Source organism: Ruegeria sp. Ofav3-42, from assembly GCF_022347725.1.
Taxonomy (GTDB): domain Bacteria; phylum Pseudomonadota; class Alphaproteobacteria; order Rhodobacterales; family Rhodobacteraceae; genus Ruegeria.
This window is the reverse complement of the sequence record NZ_JAKRGB010000002.1, coordinates 452049-468345: the sequence shown is the minus strand read 5'-3', so window position 1 is coordinate 468345 and position 16297 is coordinate 452049. Positions and strand designations below refer to the sequence as shown.

16 protein-coding genes are annotated in these 16297 nt (G+C 57.9%); 7 read left to right on the top strand and 9 right to left on the bottom strand.

The features are described from left to right. The first annotated feature begins 6 nt into the window (after positions 1 to 6). The 4 genes from MHN28_RS05110 (at position 7) to MHN28_RS05095 (ending at position 4687) form a co-directional block, all read left to right on the top strand. Entirely contained in the window at positions 7 to 687 is a 681-nt protein-coding gene (locus MHN28_RS05110; protein WP_239336728.1) for a type 1 glutamine amidotransferase, read from the top strand. Beyond that, complete coding sequence (locus tag MHN28_RS05105) at positions 687 to 2045, top strand: glutamine synthetase family protein (protein WP_239336726.1); 1359 nt, start codon at positions 687 to 689, stop codon at positions 2043 to 2045. The genes MHN28_RS05110 and MHN28_RS05105 overlap by 1 nt, the downstream gene beginning before the upstream one ends. An 8-nt stretch (positions 2046 to 2053) precedes the next feature. Further along, positions 2054 to 3358: an FAD-binding oxidoreductase gene (locus MHN28_RS05100; RefSeq protein WP_239336724.1), complete on the top strand. Its 1305-nt coding sequence runs from the start codon at positions 2054 to 2056 to the stop codon at positions 3356 to 3358. A 114-nt stretch (positions 3359 to 3472) separates the two neighbouring features. Continuing rightward, on the top strand, positions 3473 to 4687 hold the full coding sequence (locus MHN28_RS05095) for a DegT/DnrJ/EryC1/StrS aminotransferase family protein (RefSeq protein WP_239336721.1): 1215 nt from the start codon (positions 3473 to 3475) through the stop codon (positions 4685 to 4687). Between the two features lie 3 nt (positions 4688 to 4690). Here the strand turns inward: MHN28_RS05095 and MHN28_RS05090 are convergent, their stop codons facing one another. The 4 genes from MHN28_RS05090 to MHN28_RS05075 all read right to left on the bottom strand — a co-directional run bounded on the left by MHN28_RS05090 (position 4691) and on the right by MHN28_RS05075 (position 8530). Then, positions 4691 to 5449: a serine protease gene (locus MHN28_RS05090; RefSeq protein ID WP_239336719.1), complete on the bottom strand. Its 759-nt coding sequence runs from the start codon at positions 5447 to 5449 to the stop codon at positions 4691 to 4693. Positions 5450 to 5459: 10 nt separating this feature from the next. Continuing rightward, positions 5460 to 6014, bottom strand: a complete 555-nt coding sequence (gene phaR, locus MHN28_RS05085) for a polyhydroxyalkanoate synthesis repressor PhaR (protein ID WP_239336717.1) — start codon at positions 6012 to 6014, stop codon at positions 5460 to 5462. Positions 6015 to 6149: 135 nt separating this feature from the next. Beyond that, positions 6150 to 6596: a phasin family protein gene (locus tag MHN28_RS05080; RefSeq protein WP_239336714.1), complete on the bottom strand. Its 447-nt coding sequence runs from the start codon at positions 6594 to 6596 to the stop codon at positions 6150 to 6152. Positions 6597 to 6727: 131 nt separating this feature from the next. Next, entirely contained in the window at positions 6728 to 8530 is a 1803-nt protein-coding gene (locus MHN28_RS05075) for an alpha/beta hydrolase (RefSeq protein WP_239336711.1), read from the bottom strand. A gap of 110 nt (positions 8531 to 8640) precedes the next feature. Between MHN28_RS05075 and phaZ the strand changes: the two genes are divergently transcribed. Together phaZ and MHN28_RS05065 are read left to right on the top strand one after the other, a co-directional pair. After that, the gene (phaZ, locus tag MHN28_RS05070; protein WP_239336708.1) at positions 8641 to 9912 is read left to right on the top strand and encodes a polyhydroxyalkanoate depolymerase; all 1272 of its coding nucleotides are present in this window, start codon (positions 8641 to 8643) and stop codon (positions 9910 to 9912) included. A 5-nt stretch (positions 9913 to 9917) separates the two neighbouring features. Continuing rightward, on the top strand, positions 9918 to 10502 hold the full coding sequence (locus MHN28_RS05065; protein WP_239336705.1) for a DUF6151 family protein: 585 nt from the start codon (positions 9918 to 9920) through the stop codon (positions 10500 to 10502). On the opposite strand, the gene MHN28_RS05060 is transcribed toward MHN28_RS05065, so the two are convergent. From MHN28_RS05060 to MHN28_RS05040, 5 genes are all read right to left on the bottom strand, one after another. Beyond that, on the bottom strand, positions 10493 to 11209 hold the full coding sequence (locus MHN28_RS05060; RefSeq protein ID WP_239336702.1) for an alpha/beta fold hydrolase: 717 nt from the start codon (positions 11207 to 11209) through the stop codon (positions 10493 to 10495). The two genes, MHN28_RS05065 and MHN28_RS05060, sit on opposite strands and share 10 nt — an antisense overlap. 84 nt (positions 11210 to 11293) lie before the next feature. Next, positions 11294 to 11908, bottom strand: coding sequence for a hypothetical protein (locus MHN28_RS05055; protein ID WP_239336858.1), 615 nt, complete (start codon positions 11906 to 11908; stop codon positions 11294 to 11296). A gap of 17 nt (positions 11909 to 11925) precedes the next feature. After that, positions 11926 to 12354, bottom strand: coding sequence for a VOC family protein (locus MHN28_RS05050; RefSeq protein WP_239336857.1), 429 nt, complete (start codon positions 12352 to 12354; stop codon positions 11926 to 11928). Next, positions 12354 to 13349 carry a carboxylesterase gene (locus tag MHN28_RS05045; RefSeq protein ID WP_255732058.1) on the bottom strand — a complete coding sequence of 332 codons (996 nt, stop codon included), beginning with the start codon at positions 13347 to 13349 and terminating at the stop codon, positions 12354 to 12356. The genes MHN28_RS05050 and MHN28_RS05045 overlap by 1 nt, the downstream gene beginning before the upstream one ends. After that, entirely contained in the window at positions 13346 to 14095 is a 750-nt protein-coding gene (locus MHN28_RS05040) for an alpha/beta fold hydrolase (RefSeq protein WP_239336855.1), read from the bottom strand. Before MHN28_RS05040 ends, MHN28_RS05045 begins: the two co-directional genes overlap by 4 nt. Positions 14096 to 14289: 194 nt before the next feature. On the opposite strand from MHN28_RS05040, the gene thrS reads away from it, so the two are divergent. After that, positions 14290 to 16248, top strand: coding sequence for a threonine--tRNA ligase (thrS, locus tag MHN28_RS05035; protein ID WP_239336699.1), 1959 nt, complete (start codon positions 14290 to 14292; stop codon positions 16246 to 16248). Positions 16249 to 16297 lie beyond the last annotated feature (49 nt).

Genomic DNA, 16297 nt, shown 5'->3' with positions numbered 1-16297 from the left:
TGACCCATGAAAATCGGTATCCTTCTGACCGGCCATCCACCGGACGAACTGCAGGGCCAATTCAGCGAATATGACGCGATGTTTGCCGCGCTGCTGGACGGGAATGGCTTTACTTACGAAACCTTCGCTGTTGTCGACGGCCAGTTCCCCAAGGACGAACTTCAGGCTGATGGCTGGATCATCACCGGCTCGCGCCATGGAGCCTATGAGGATCACGCGTGGATACCGCAGCTCGAGGACCTGATCCGCGCCATTCAGCAAAGCGGTCGCCCCCTCATTGGTGTGTGCTTTGGCCACCAGATCATCGCGCAAGCTTTGGGCGGCAAAGTCGAAAAGTTCAAAGGCGGATGGTCCGTAGGACGAACCGACTATGACTTTGAAGGCGGAACGGTAACCTTGAACGCTTGGCATCAGGACCAGGTGGTCGAGTTGCCCGAAGGCGCACGCGTGACAGGCACCAACGACTTCTGCCGCAATGCCATGGTGAGCTATGGCGACAACGTTTGGACGGTGCAGGCCCACCCGGAATACGGCGACGCCTTCATTCAGGGCCTGATGGAAACCCGCGGCAAAGGCGTTGTCCCGGATACCCTTTTGGAAGCCGCCGCAAATCGCCTGCCGACCCGAAATGACAATCCGCTGATCGGAAAACACATAGCGGAGTTTCTAAAGAAAGAGAGGGCCTGATGGCCGACTGGAAAGATCAGCTACCGCAAGCGGCACGGGACTATATCGACGGCCAGAGACTTGATGAGGTCGAGTGCATCATTTCGGACCTGCCCGGCATTGCCCGAGGCAAGGCCGTTCCGGCATCGAAATTCGCCCGACAGGATTACTTCCACCTGCCCGACAGCATCTTTTACCAGACCATCACAGGTGACTGGGGTGAGGCTGCGGGCGATGACGGTTTCATCGAACGGGACATGATTTTGAAGCCCGATTTCTCGACAACGTCCGCCGCGCCCTGGACCGGGGACTGGACGCTGCAGGTGATCCACGACGCCTATGACCGCGATGGCGAGCCGATCCCTTTCAGCCCGCGCAACGTGTTGAAGCGCGTGGTGCAGCTGTATCACGACAAAGGTTGGAAACCGATCGTCGCCCCCGAAATGGAGTTCTTTCTGGTCGCCCCGAACGTCGACCCGGCGCATGGGATCAAACCGATGATGGGCCGTTCGGGTCGCCCCGCTGCGGCGCGTCAGGCCTATTCGATGACGGCGGTGGACGAATTCGGCCCGGTGATCGACGACATTTACGATTTCGCTGAACATCAGGGCTTCGAGATCGACGGCATCACGCAGGAAGGCGGCGCGGGTCAGTTAGAGATCAACCTCCGTCACGGCGACCCGGTCAAGCTGGCCGACGAAGTGTTTTACTTCAAACGTCTGATCCGCGAGGCCGCGCTGCGGCACAACTGCTTTGCCACTTTCATGGCAAAACCGATCGAGGATGAGCCCGGTTCGGCCATGCACATCCATCACTCGATCATCGACATGGAAACAGGCCAGAACATCTTCTCGGGTCCACAGGGCGGTGAAACGGACGCATTCTACAACTTCATCGCCGGCCTGCAGAATCACTTGCCCGCGGGTCTGGCCGTGATGGCGCCGTACGTGAACTCATATCGTCGCTACGTGAAGGACCATGCCGCTCCGATCAATCTGGAATGGGCGCGTGACAACCGCACGACGGGCATTCGCGTGCCTCTGTCCGGCCCCGAGGCCCGCCGGGTTGAGAACCGCATCGCCGGCATGGACTGTAACCCGTATCTGGGCATCGCGCTGTCGCTGGCCTGCGGTTATCTGGGCCTGACCCAGCAGGAACGCCCGCGCCGCCAATTCTACGGTGACGCCTACGAAGGCGAAGGCGATATACCGCAGGTTATGGGCAACGCGCTGGACCTGTTTGACGAGGCCACCGCTCTTCACGAGGTGCTGGGACCTGAGTTTGCCCGCGTCTATGGCATCGTCAAACGGGCCGAGTACGAGGAATTCCTGCAGGTCATCTCTCCGTGGGAGCGTGAGCATCTGCTGCTGAACGTCTGAGGCGCGCAATGAACCTGCTCTATTCCAATGACCGCAAGTCGGAGTATCCGGCCAGTTGGTACGCTGCGACCGCCAATCAGATGGATGATTTTCCGGCGCTGTCCGGCGATATCAAGGCGGACGTTTGCGTCGTAGGCGGCGGATACACCGGGCTGTCGGCCGCTTTGCATCTGGCCGAAGCCGGGTTGGATGTTGTCCTGCTCGAAGCGCATCGCGTAGGTTTTGGGGCGTCGGGACGTAATGGCGGACAACTGGGCAGCGCGCAGCGCATGGATCAGGAAGATCTTGAACGTCTGGTCGGCGATGACGACGCGGCGAAGCTCTGGGATTTGGCTGAAGACGCAAAAGATCTAGTCAAATCATTGATCGCCAAGCATCAGATCGACTGCGACCTTAAACCGGGCGTGGCGGTCCTGGGCCTCAGCAAGGGCGAGCAGCAAGAGCTTCATGAACACGCGGCGCATCTGTCCGACCGCTATGGCTATGACCAGATGGAGGTTCTGGACGAAGGCGTAGGCCATGCTCTGTGCCCATCGCCCGCCTATCGCGGCGGTTATCTGGATACGGGCGCGGCACATCTGCACCCGTTGAACTTTGCGCTTGGATTAGCACAGGCGGCGGTGAAAGCTGGTGTGCGGGTCTATGAAGGAACCGAGGCGCTGGGTGTCGAAGAAACCAACCCGGCGGTCGTCAAAACCGCGCAAGGAACGGTGACGGCTGACCATGTCATTCTGGCCTGCAATGGATATCTCGGGGATCTGAACCGCAAGGTGGCGGCCAGGGTCATGCCGATCAACAACTTCATCGCAGCCACTGAACCTTTGGGGGCTGAGACCGCGAAGGTTCTGACCCTCGACGTCGCCGTCGCCGACACCAAATTCGTGGTGAATTACTTCCGCCTCAGCGCCGATGGCCGCCTGCTGTTTGGTGGTGGCGAGAGCTATGGCTACCGCTTCCCCAGCGACATTGCAGCGAAGGTGCGTAAGCCAATGACCGAGATTTTCCCTCATTTGCGGGATGTTAAGATCGATTACGCCTGGGGCGGCACGCTGGCCATCACTATGCGCCGTATGCCCTATCTGGCTCGGGTCGCGCCCAATATCCTGTCGGCATCAGGTTATTCCGGTCACGGTGTGGGCACGGCCACTCATGCCGGACAACTGATGGCGCTGGCCATTCAGGGGCAAGCCGAAGGATTCGACACGATGGCCCGCGTGCCCGCCCTTCCCTTCCCCGGCGGTCCTGCCTTGCGCAGCCCGCTGCTGGTGCTGGCGATGACCTGGTTCGCGCTGCGGGATCGTCTGGGCCTTTAACGTCATCAGTATTGCGACAGATTGGTGAAATTTCGCCATGTTGGCGAAAGAGGGGTTGGAACGCCCCTCGTTTAGCTTTATCTTTCCCAAAGATAGAATTTGGGAAAATCAAATATGACGCTTCCGCCAAACGTTCATGACGCCGAACCCATTCCCCCAGCAGCACGAGAAGCCATCGACGCCCTGATGCAGTCAGGCGATCTGTTTCGCTATACCGCGCCGCAGGATGCACCGGTTGCCTTGCTCGAAGCCGAATTTGCCGAGTTGCTGGGCAGCAAATACGCGCTGGCAGTGTCGTCCTGCTCGGCCGCATTGTTCCTGTCACTCAAAGCTCTGGAACTGCCACGTGACGCACGCGTTCTGATCCCCGGTTTCACCTTTGCGGCCGTGCCGTCCTCGATCGTGCACGCGGACTGCATTCCGGTTCTGTGCGAAGTGGGTGAGAACTATCGCATCGACATGGCTGATTTCGAGGCCAAGCTGGACGGCGTTCAGGCGGTCATCATCAGCCACATGCGCGGCCACACTTCGGATATGGACGCCATCATGGCCCTATGCGACGCACGTGACATCCCTGTGATCGAAGATGCGGCACACTCGTTGGGAACGACATGGCACAGGCGCAATATCGGTACGATCGGCAAGATCGGCTGCTTCTCGTTCCAGTCCTACAAGATGATCAATGCGGGTGAAGGTGGGATCCTGATCACCGACGACGCCGATTTGGTGGCACGTGCCGTCATCATGTCCGGCGCATACGAGCACAACTGGAAAAAGCACAAAGGGCCACACGGCGACAACTCGCCCGAGTTGGAACAGGCGTTTGCACGCTGGCAGAACCAGTTGCCGCTTTATAACCTGCGGATGAGTAACCTCAGCGCCGCCGTGATCCGCCCGCAGATCCCGGAACTTGCACGCCGCGTACGGGACGGCCTGACCAACCACGACTATGTCGCCGAGCGCCTGAACACATCGTCTTTTATCCACGTCCCTGCCCCTCTGCTGCCCGAGCGCCGGGCACCGGATTCCATCCAGTTCAACCTTGTGGACATGAGTGACGATGATATCCGCGCCTTTGCCGCAGCAACTGAAGCGCGCGGCGTCAAGGTTCAGGTCTTTGGCCTGAGCGAGGATAACGCCCGCGCTTTCTGGAACTGGCAGTTCCTGCCCGAGCAGGTCGAACTGCCACAGACCCGCGCGATGCTGATGAAAGCCTGCGATGTGCGGCTTCCGGTTCGCCTGACGCGCGAAGAGCTGGATGTGATCGCTGACATTCTGCTGGCAGCTGTAGGCGAAGTAACCGGTCCTGTCCCGGTTTACGGCACCTGAGCTTTACTCGAACACAGCAAAGCGCTCGCTTGACACAAACAGCGCCGCAATCCCCTGAGGGGTTGCGGCAACGCGCGAGAGGATACCGGCGACCTTGGGCCCTGATGGCGTATCCACCAGCAAGGGCGCTCCGGAATCGCCCATCATCACAGGGCAAATCGCGAGCAACAATCCATCCGCCAAGCGACGCAGCGGGCAGTTGTTCGTGCGGCTCAGGACGTGAGGACGCAGGCCCGCATATCCGGCGACAGTCCCGGCTTGCGCGTCCGAATTTCCGATTCCAAAGTGCCCCAGTGATTGACCAATAGGTTCAGCCAGTTCAAGCACTGCCCAATCCAGTTCAGCGCGATCATTGAAGCCTGAATCAGCGGCCTGGTCAGGATGCAGCCGGTATGACTTTACCACTGAAAATGCGGCCGCTTCTCCGCGCTGATATCCCCCAGCGAACCGAATACTGGAGGCTGGTATCCAGGTTTTTCGCGACGAATTGTAAAGGCAATGGGCCGCAGTCAGAACCAAATCGTCTGCGACCAGAACACCGGTGCAATGCGACCGTTGATCCCTGCTTGCGAAGTTGACGCGTCCGATTGCGCGCCAGGCGGGCTCCGTTGCGTCCAGAATCTCGCGCGCCCGAATGTCTTTGCACCCTTCTTCCGCAGTCGTTCCAATTGTGCAGATTGGTGACCAGACCTCGGAAAAGTCTCCCTGCGCCCACGCGAATGTTCCACTGAGTATAGCGGCACTCAGGAACAAGCAGCGCATCCGCTTGCAATCAGTTCAGCTTGGACAGCTTTTGCTGCAATTCCGCCAGCTGCTTTTTGATGTCGTCCAGATCTTCCTTCGGTTCGGACTTGGCGTCGTCTTCCTTGTCCGGTCCGGACCACCCGCTGGACAGACCGCCTGTCATGGCTTTCAGGAACGCTTGCTGCTGGGCCTGCAGCGCATCGAACCCCGGCATCTGCGACATCGGGTTCATGGCGTTCATGTTTTCCACCATCTTGTTCTGACTTTCGCGCAGCATCTCGAACGAGCTCTGCAGGAATTGCGGCATCACACCCCCGCCCGGCAGCATGTAGCTGCGTACCAGATCGTTCAGCACGTTGACCGGCAGCACGTTTTCACCGCGACTTTCATGTTCGGCGATGATTTGCAGCAGGTATTGCCGCGTCAGGTCATCGCCGGTTTTCAGGTCAATGATCTGCACCTCGCGCCCGTCCCGAATGAACGACGCGATGTCTTCAAGCGTGACGTAATCGCTAGTCTCAGTGTTATACAGCCGACGGCTCGCATAACGTTTTATCAACAGTGGTTTTTCTTGCTCTGTCACCGTTTACCCTCCCCAAGGATGATGCGTTGCAGCAAAGACTATGCGAGCGCAGAACAAAAAGAAAGGGCAGGTCGAACGACCTGCCCAACGCGATTGCACCAAATGGGAGGAGTGGGTGCGCCTCGCGGCATTTTCTTACTTGGCAGCAGTTGCTTTCTTGGCAGCTGCAGTCACGTCGTTGGTGGCTTTTTTGACGGCTGCGGTTGCATCTTCTGCAGCGTCTTTGCCGGCCGCCATCAGCAGCTCAACGGTTTCGGACTGAACTTTTTTCGCGATTTCAGCGAAAGCAGCCATGTTTTCAGCAGCAACTTCAGCCGACGCGCTTGCGAAGTCGGTTGCGGCTTTTGCGTAGTCAGCAGGCTCTGCCTTTGCTTTCGACATCTCGGTCAGCTTGGCCAGGGTATCCTTGGTCCATTTGTTCGAGATTTCAGCCGACTTTTCAGCAGCTTCCAGAGCAACGCCCGACAGTTTTTCGTTCAGGGTCGCGGTCGACTTGAAGGCACCTTCCAGAGCGGTGGTGTCAACAGGAAACGCGCCCATCATGTCTTTCAGGGTCGCGGTAAAGTCTTGAGTCTTTGCCATTGTCCAAATCCTTTTGCTGAACCGAGCCCACCCCGGTTTTCATCAGCTTGAGGACAATATGATTGCCGCACCGCAGCATTGCAAGTTTTTTCTTGCTGCGGTGCAGAAAAAATTTCAAATCGGCATGAAAATCAATTGGTTGCTTTGGCCAACACATAGGTTCCGGGTGCCGGTGACAGCGACGGATGGCTCGAATCGCCGGTCTCACGCGCGGGTACTTGTTTGCCGGAACGCTTCTTGAGCCAGGCTTCCCACCTTGGCCACCAGGAGCCGTCGTGGAACTCGGCCTCTTTAAGCCAGGTGTCGGCATCCACTTTCAGATCGGAGTTCGTATAGTGGCCGTATTTCTTTTTGCTGGGCGGGTTCACAATCCCGGCGATGTGCCCGGATTCCGACACGATGAATGTCTTGGAGCGCGACCCCATCTGTTGCACGCCGCGATAACATGCCTTCCACGCCGCGATGTGATCCGTTTCGCAGGTGATCGCCATCAAAGGCACATCGACATCCCGGATATGCAACTTGTGCCCCAACAGCTCAAACCCATCTGTGACGAAGTCATTTCTTTGACACAGCCCGCGCAGGTATTGGACGGCCATGCGCCCGGGCAAGTTGGCCCCGTCCCCGTTCCAGAACAATAGGTCGAACGCCGGAGGCGTCTCGCCCATCATATAGCTGCGGATCGCCGGCCCATAGATAAGGTCCTTGGACCGAAGAAACGACATGGTGCGTCCGATGACCCAAGCTTTCAGCACGCCGTCCTTCGAGATCTGATCTTCGATGCCGTCCACAAAATCGTTCTGCAGGAAAGGCGTGAACTCTCCTTGATCTCCGAAATCGGTTAGAGCCGTGAAAAACGTCGCCGACTTGATGGATTTGTCGCCGCGCTGTTTCAGCAGCGACAGGGTCAGGCTTAACGTCGTTCCCGCGATGCAATAGCCGACCGCGTTGACCTGCTTGACCTTGCAGATGGATTTGACCTCTTCAATTGCGGTCAGGAGCCCTTCTTGGATGTAATCTTCCATCCCGATATCGGCGTGGGCTTCATTTGCATTCACCCAACTGACGACAAACAGAGTATACCCTTGTTCCGTCACCCATTTGATCAGGCTGTTTTTCGCCTTGAGGTCCAGAATGTAAAACTTGTTGATCCACGGCGGGAACAGAATCAGCGGCGTTTCGTGAACCGTTTCGGTCGCAGGACTATACTGGATCAGCTCCATCAGACGGTTTCGGTACACCACATCACCCGGAGTCGTCGCGATATTGCCGCCGACCTCGAATGCGCTGTCGTCTGCCAGCTTGACGACCATCTCGCCGTCATTGGCCTCCAGATCCGCTACAAGGTTTTCCAGCCCCTTGATCAGCGACTGCCCTTCCGTCTCGACCGCCTTTTCCAGCGCGTCTGGATTTGTCGCCAGAAAATTCGTAGGTGACATCATGTCTATGATCTGCTGCGAGAAGAACTTCAGACGTTGTTTATCTGTGGTGTCGAGATCTTCAACCGATGCCACGGCTTGCGAGATCGCCTCGGCATTGGTCTGGTACTGCTGGCGGATAAACCGGAAATAGGGGTTGGTCTCCCATAATGGGTTCGAAAACCGCTTATCCACAGGCCCGGAGTTGTCGTCATCGGATTCGCCTTTGGTCAGCGCCTGCTGAGCTTCTGCAAAGTTCAGAACGGACTTTCCCCAGAACTCGATCTGCTGCTCAAGCAGCTTGGCGGGGTTTTGCATGGCTTCCGCCCAATAGGCCGATGCTGCTTTTGCATAAAGTTCTTGATTCGGACCGTCTAAGGCCGGGTTATGCCCTTTCTTTCCGGCCATAACTTCGACCAGCCGCTTTGACAGCTCTTCGACTTTGTCCATATTTTCCTTAAGTCGTTCAAGGTGTTCCGGGGACATATCCGGTGTCTGGTTTTCACTTGTTGTCATTTTAACAATTCCACCCTAACCTCGCTGCTATGCAGAATAATCGTCGTGGGCCTGGGGAGCAAAGCGACGAATGGTCCGACACTCACACCGGCAGCCAGGAGGCCCCCTATATGCGCTACATGATGACCTACGATCTTATGGAAACCATGCGCAACACGAACCAATGGATGGGGGCAACGGCCAGCGCCATGGCGTCTTACCCTCTGTTTTCCATGATACCCAACCCTGCTTTCAGTATGATGGCGGCATGGGGCGAAGTGACCGAGCGCACTTTTCAGCGCATGATCGCAAAGCCGGACTGGGGTATTCGTACGTTTACATGTGAGGATGGCAAAGACCACCTTGTTGATATTGTTCCCGTAATGGAGCGCCCATTTGGCGACCTGATCCATATTCGCGTCAATGGCCGCGAAGAACAACCCCGTAAGGTGCTGTTGGTCGCACCAATGTCCGGGCATTATGCGACTTTGTTGCGCTCGACCGTCAAAAGCCTTCTGGTCAATTGCGAAGTGTATGTTACCGACTGGCATAATGCGCGTGATATTCCCGTTTCCGAAGGCAAGTTCGATGTCGAGGATTACACGCTGTACCTTGTCGATTTTATGAAAGAGCTCGGCCCCGAAACACATGTTGTCGCCGTTTGCCAGCCCGTACCTCTGACTTTGGCCGCGACTGCCTATCTGGCCGAGGTGGACCCCAAAGCGCAGCCCAGCACGCTGACCCTGATCGGAGGCCCGGTGGATCCCGATGCCACCCCGACGGACGTGACCGATTTCGGTGCCCGCGTTACCATGGGGCAGTTGGAAGAAACCATGATCCAGCGCGTCGGCTTCAAATACAAAGGCGTCGGTCGCATGGTGTATCCCGGCTTGCTGCAACTGGCATCCTTTATGTCGATGAATGCAGACCGCCACTCCAAGGCGTTTTCGGACCAGATTCAGCGCGTGATGCGGGGCGAATCCTCGGACCACGATGCACACAACAGATTCTATGACGAATATCTGGCTGTCATGGATATGACCGCTGAATTCTACCTGTCGACCGTCGAACGCGTCTTCAAAAACCGCGAGATCGCCCGCAATGAGTTCATTGTTGCAGGTCACAAGGTAGATATCGGCAAAATCACCGATGTAGCGGTCAAAACGGTCGAAGGTGCAAATGACGACATCTCGGCACCTGGTCAGTGTATTGCCGCGCTTGACCTGTGCACCGGATTGCCGGACGCCAAAAAGGCAAGCCATGTCGAACCGGGTGCTGGCCATTACGGTATCTTCGCGGGCCGCAGCTGGCGCGACAATATCCGGCCTCTTGTGATTGACTTCATGAACGCCAACGCGCGCGAACCACAGCGCCGCGCGGCGAATAAGAACAAAGTAGCCTGAGATCAATGAGCAGGAAAACGGCGACAGAAACCCCGTTTTCCTGCTCATGTGGTTCCTTACGCGGACGGATCACAGCGGCGGGTGTGAAACATGGTACGCATACCGCGTGCTATTGCCACGATTGCCGCGCCGCTCAATTGTACTTTGGACAACCCGATCCGGCTCCTGAGCCCATTGAAATCCTGCAGACGCTTCCGGAAGATATCATTTTCGACAGCGGTGCCGAGCATCTTGCTCTGATGCAACTCAGCCCCAATGGAATGCTGCGTTGGTATGCCGGGTGTTGCAATGCTCCGCTGGGCACCACGACGCGAACACCGAAATTTCCATTTGTCGGCTTTATCGTGAAACGCATTCCCGACCCCAGTGGGCTGGGGCCGATCACAACTCGCGGATTTGTACCCAAGGGGAATGGGAAGCAATCTCACGAAAAAATTGGATCGGCCATCTACGGTTTACTGACACGCGTCGCGAAATCGCGCTTGTCGGGCAGCTGGAAAAACACGCCCTTCTTCGATCCGGGAACCGCTGAACCCGTTGCCAAACCAGTGATCCTCAGCAAGGCCGAACGCGCGGCCCTCTACCCGTAAGAAGCCCGCGCGGGTGTGCTTAACCAATTCTCCAGCAACTCATTGACGATCTGAGGGGTTTCAAGCGTTGGCAAATGCCCGGCATCGTCAATAACCTTGAGTTTCGCATCCGGTATTAGATCCGCCATGAAGGCATGTTTGCGCACAGGGATCACCGAGTCATGCGCCCCACAAATAACCAGCGTAGGCACCTTGATCATTCGCAGCGCCCCTTGCTGATCCGGGCGCCTCTGCAAAGCCCTCATCTGGCGTTGGAACACGTCCGCCCCCTGATCTGACGCCATGGCAATTACTTCATTCAGAATGGGAACGCGTTTTGGCCCAGGGGCCAAGGTGTCGGACCCCAAGATCTTGCGCATAACGTCTTCAAGCCTCCCGGCCTTCGCGCCGACCATATGCTCTTCTCTGGCTGCCGCGATCTGAGGGGTATCCGCCTGCGCATCCGTGGCCATCAGGCAAAGGCGCGAAATGCGGTCAGGCGCGCGGCGGACAAGTTCCAGTGCGACCACGCCCCCCATGCTCAGCCCGGCCAGTGCAAATCGGTGTGGCAACTGATCCAATAGGCCCGAGGCGATCTCTTCGATCCTCTCCCCTAATGAAACCGGAGCAACAGTGACGGCGCGCTGACGAGACAAGTGGACGATCTGAGGGCTAAAAACCCTTGCATCGCACATCAATCCGGGCAGTAGAACCAGCGGCTCGATCAAGCGCGGCCTCCTTCGTCTCAACCTCACGGGCGGCTTCGTTTTTTCTCAGGATGAGAGGTTTTTCCGGCGCGGGCAAGTCAAACTTCACGGGTAAGCAATGCCCCGGAATGCAGGGAAGTCCGCGTAGCGCGTCTGTCGGGTTTGCAGATCTTCTCTCGGTTCGGCCCCGGCACGCAACAGGCATCCACGCGGGGCGATATAGCTGTCGATACGCTTCTGAGGGTTAGGACGCCAGACCAGATTAAACGCGCACAATTTGGGAAAAAACCAGATTTCGGAATAATCCAGATGGTCGTGCATCCACCACGCAAGGTCGCGCCAATCCCGCCCTTCTGCATAACGGTCTGCAAACCAGGGAACAACGATGGACGCGCCCGCAACCCGGTCATCGCCGGTGCCCCAGTCCCAGATATGGCACTCCAGCGGATTATCGTTTCGCGCGCAATTCAGCCTGTTTTCATTCCCGAACCGGTTCAACGAACGAGAGCGATAGCCGGACCGAACGGCTATCCGACCAAAGGTTTCCTCTAAAGGGTCCAGCAGGGTCTGGCAAAATGCTTGACCGGTCTCGATGGCAAGGTCGGGACATTCGGGAAGATTTTGTTTTTCATGGAAATTCCCGATTTCGGAATACAGGAAATCCCGCATGAAGAAGTGCCGGGACAGGCGCACGCGGCCAAGCGTTTCAAGGCTCCACATGCTGCCCGGCTTGCGCATTATCCGTACCCGTTCCAGCGGAACGCGCCATCGGGTGCAAGCGGCGAGAACGGGTTGAAAGCGACCTCCCAGATCGTTCCTTCGGGTGCACGAAAATAGCCGTGGTGTCCGCCCCAGAACACATCAGACGCCGGTTTCAGCACTTCGGCACCGGCCTCCTCGACCTTGCTCAACACCTGTGCAACCTCTTCTTTTGACCGGCAGTTGTAGCTGAGGGTCAGCGCCCCACGGCCCAACGTTCCGACATCGACGCCAATCTCATCGGCCAGCGCGGGCAAAGGGTACAGGCCAAGGGTCTGTCCGATCAGATCAAAAGCAATCACACCGTCCGGGCTGTCCACACGCCTCCAGCCGATCTTTTCATAAAATGTGGCGGCAGCCTCCGGGTCTTCGACCCCGACTGTTATCAAGCTGACACGCTGTTCCATCATTCAATCCCCTGCTCTTTCAACCAGCCCAGAATACCCGCAACGGCGTCATCGGTCTGTCCCGGCGACATCAGACGCCCCGCGATAACGTGGGACGACGGATCATCGCCCGGCCCCATCGTCACAGTCCGCACTTGTGCCGGGCCGCCCCAAGCCTCTGCCACTTTATGGGTCAGGTCCGGACGCACAACCTGATCGTCATCAGAAAACCAAAACAGTGCCGGTACGTTAGCCTGTGAAAAATCCAGCGCATAGACGGTTTCGACCAAAACGGTCATCGGAACAACGGCCTCCCATGGATAGACCGACGACCAATACTTGTTCTTTTCCGGGTCCGGCCCGGAAACGTCACGCTCGTCACCCATGATCATCGGCAGCCAAGTCCGCGCCCACGGAAGGCCGGGTATCCACGCGCCCGGCGAGTTCACACCGAAATTCGGAGAGACAAAGACCAGACCCGCCACGTTTTCCATTAGCCCGTCATCCAACGCCGCCGCCGCGGCCAGCGTTCCACCGGTTGAGGTCGTTATCACGACGACCTGATCCCCGACCGCGCGCGCGGACGCCAACCCTTCGGCCATGTCCTGCATCCAACCCGAGGCGGTGCCTTCGGCCATCGCCTCCCCGCTCCGGCCGTGACCCTGCAGTCGGGTGTAGACCAGATTGGCCCCAAGCGCGCCGGCGACCATATCGGGGACCGGCCGTATTTCCTCGGACGAGGCGGAAAACCCATGGACGTACAGAATAGAAACCGGCGTTCGTTGCTCTTTGAACCCGTCCTGCCAGATCACTCGTTTCTCGACACCCGGGACGATGTCGTTATGGGCGGCCTCGGTGCTTTCGAAATAGACCTGCACGCCCTCGCCGAATTTGCGCGGCTCAAAGGACGGGTTCAGGTTCACATCCTCACGCGGACCAAACCAGTAGATAAGCGCACCTAAGGCAACCAGCGCCAGCAACAGGCGCCCAAGTCCCCTGCCAAAACGCCGGATCATTGCTGGCCCATCACTTCCAGCACGGCATTTTCGATTATCTCAAGGCAAGGCCCGTCGGAAAACCGGTGATCCGCATCTTTGACCAGGAACAGACGCATATCTGGCCCTGTAGCATGCTCCAGCAAACGAACCGCTGTCTCGGTGGAAACCGCAGTGTCCGCCGTGCCTTGCAGGAAGCGGACCGGAAACGGCAGATCCAACGCATCGCGCAGGACCAGTTGCTGCCTGCCATCCTCGATCATGCGCTTCGTGATGATGTACGGCTCCATGTAGTCCGAAGGCAATTCGACATAGCCCTCAGTCTCCAACACCTGTTTTTGTGTGTCAGAGAACGACGCCCAATATCCATCCTCAGTGAAATCCGGCGCGGCAGCGATCGTTGCCATACCCACGATCCGTTCAGGCATCGCCTTTGCCAGCAAAAGCGCCTGCCAGCCGCCCATCGACGATCCGACAACGACCAGCGGCCCAACCGTCAGCTCGGTCACGGCCGCCACAGTGTCCTCATGCCAATCGCCGATGCAGCCGTCCTCGAACTGACCCGAGCTTTCGCCGTGACCGGAGTAATCAAACCGCAAAAACGACTGACCGCGCGCCCTGGCCCAGGCCTCAAGATGCACCGCCTTGGTGCCTTCCATGTCGGATTTGAGCCCGCCCAGAAACACGATGGTCGGCCCTGCCCCTTCGCTTTTGTGATACGCCAGTCGTCGCCCCTGCGCCGTGTTCAGAAAATCCGTCGCTGCCATGTCGCCCTCTTTCTCTTTGATGGTCATCATGCACGGCTGCCCCGTGGCTGCAATTACCGTTTTCCAACCTCCCGCTGCGTCAAACATGGCGCCGTTGAGTGCTTGACAGGTCATGCTGCAACTGCCACATGGGGCGAACACCATAACCCGCAACCGGGCGTTCAGTGGGCGCCAAACCGACGAGGAGAGCCGATATGGCCCTGGACTCACAGTCAGTCTCCCTTACTTTTCCCGATGGCAATGCACGATCCTACGACGCAGGCGTAACGCCCGCGCAAGTGGCTGCCGATATCTCGACTTCATTGGCTAAAAAAGCCATCTCGGCCACGGTGAACGGCAAGCACTGGGACCTGCAATGGCCCATCGATGCGGATGCCGACATCGCCATTCACACCATGAAGGATGAGGAACAGGCCAACGAGCTGATCCGCCACGATCTGGCGCACGTGATGGCACGAGCGGTTCAGGAAATCTGGCCCGCAACCAAGGTCACCATCGGCCCCGTGATCGACAACGGCTGGTATTACGACTTCGACCGGGAAGAGCCGTTCACGCCCGAAGATCTCGGCCTCATCGAGAAAAAGATGAAAGAGATCATCAACAAGCGGGACCCCGTCACCACCGAGGTCTGGGACCGCGAGCGCGCGATCGAATTCTACAAGGCCAATAACGAGCCCTACAAGGTCGAGCTGATCGAATCCATTCCGGGTGATGAGCCGCTGCGCATGTACTGGCACGGCCACTGGCAGGATTTGTGCCGTGGCCCACACCTGCAGCACACCGGCCAACTGCCGGGTGACGCCTTCAAGCTGATGAGCATTGCTGGCGCCTATTGGCGTGGCGACAGTTCGCGCGCGATGTTGCAGCGGATCTACGGCGTGGCTTTCACCGGCAAAGAAAAGCTGAAAGCGCACCTGCATATGCTTGAAGAGGCCGCCAAACGCGACCACCGCAAGCTGGGCCGCGAGATGAACCTGTTCCACATGCAGGAAGAGGCCCCCGGCCAAATCTTCTGGCATCCGAACGGCTGGAGAATCTACACCACGCTGCAAGACTATATGCGCCGGATGCAGGAGCGTGACGGCTATGTTGAGGTCAACACCCCTCAGGTCGTCGACCGCAAATTGTGGGAAGCCTCGGGCCACTGGGACAAGTACCAGGAAAACATGTTCATCGTTGAAGTCGACGAGGAACACGCCCGCGAAAAAGCGATCAACGCGCTGAAGCCAATGAACTGTCCCTGCCACGTGCAGGTGTTCAATCAGGGCTTGAAGTCTTATCGCGACCTGCCCCTGCGCATGGCGGAATTCGGCTCTTGCAACCGCTATGAACCTTCGGGGGCCCTGCATGGGATCATGCGGGTGCGTGGCTTTACCCAGGACGATGGCCACATCTTCTGTGCAGAGGATCAGATCGAATCCGAGACCGCCAAGTTCATTGCGTTCCTGTCCAAGGTCTATGCAGATCTGGGTTTCCACAACTGGACCATCAAGCTTTCCACCCGCCCGGAAAAACGCATCGGGTCGGACGATAGCTGGGATCTGGTCGAAAAAGCTCTGGGGGATGCCTGTAAAGCTGCTGGGTATGACTACGAGACTCTTGAAGGTGAAGGCGCATTCTACGGTCCAAAGCTGGAGTTTACCCTGACCGACGCAATCGGGCGGGACTGGCAGTGCGGTACCCTGCAGGTTGACCCCAACCTGCCCGAGCGTCTGGACGCCAGCTTTATCGGCGCCGATGGTGCCAAGCACCGTCCGTTCATGTTGCACCGGGCAACGCTTGGCTCGTTCGAACGCTTCATCGGCATTCTGATTGAAGAACACGCCGGTAAGCTGCCGTTCTGGCTGGCCCCGCGTCAGGTGGTTGTCGCCTCGATCACGTCCGAGGCGGATGATTATGTGCTGGAAGTGGTAGACACCCTCAAAGCTGCAGGCGTCCGCGCCGAGGCGGATATCCGCAACGAGAAGATCAACTACAAAGTCCGCGAGCACTCGGTCGGCAAGGTGCCAATCATTTTGGCCGTCGGTCACCGCGAAGTTGACGAGCGCTCCGTAACTGTACGCCGCCTCGGAGAAAAACAGACGCAGGTTCAATCGCTTGAGGCTGTAACAAAGGAACTGGCTCAGGCCGCGACCCCGCCTGACCTTCTGTAACATTCGGCGGCAAATCGCCCGAAATCCGGCCTCAAATTCGGGGCCGGAT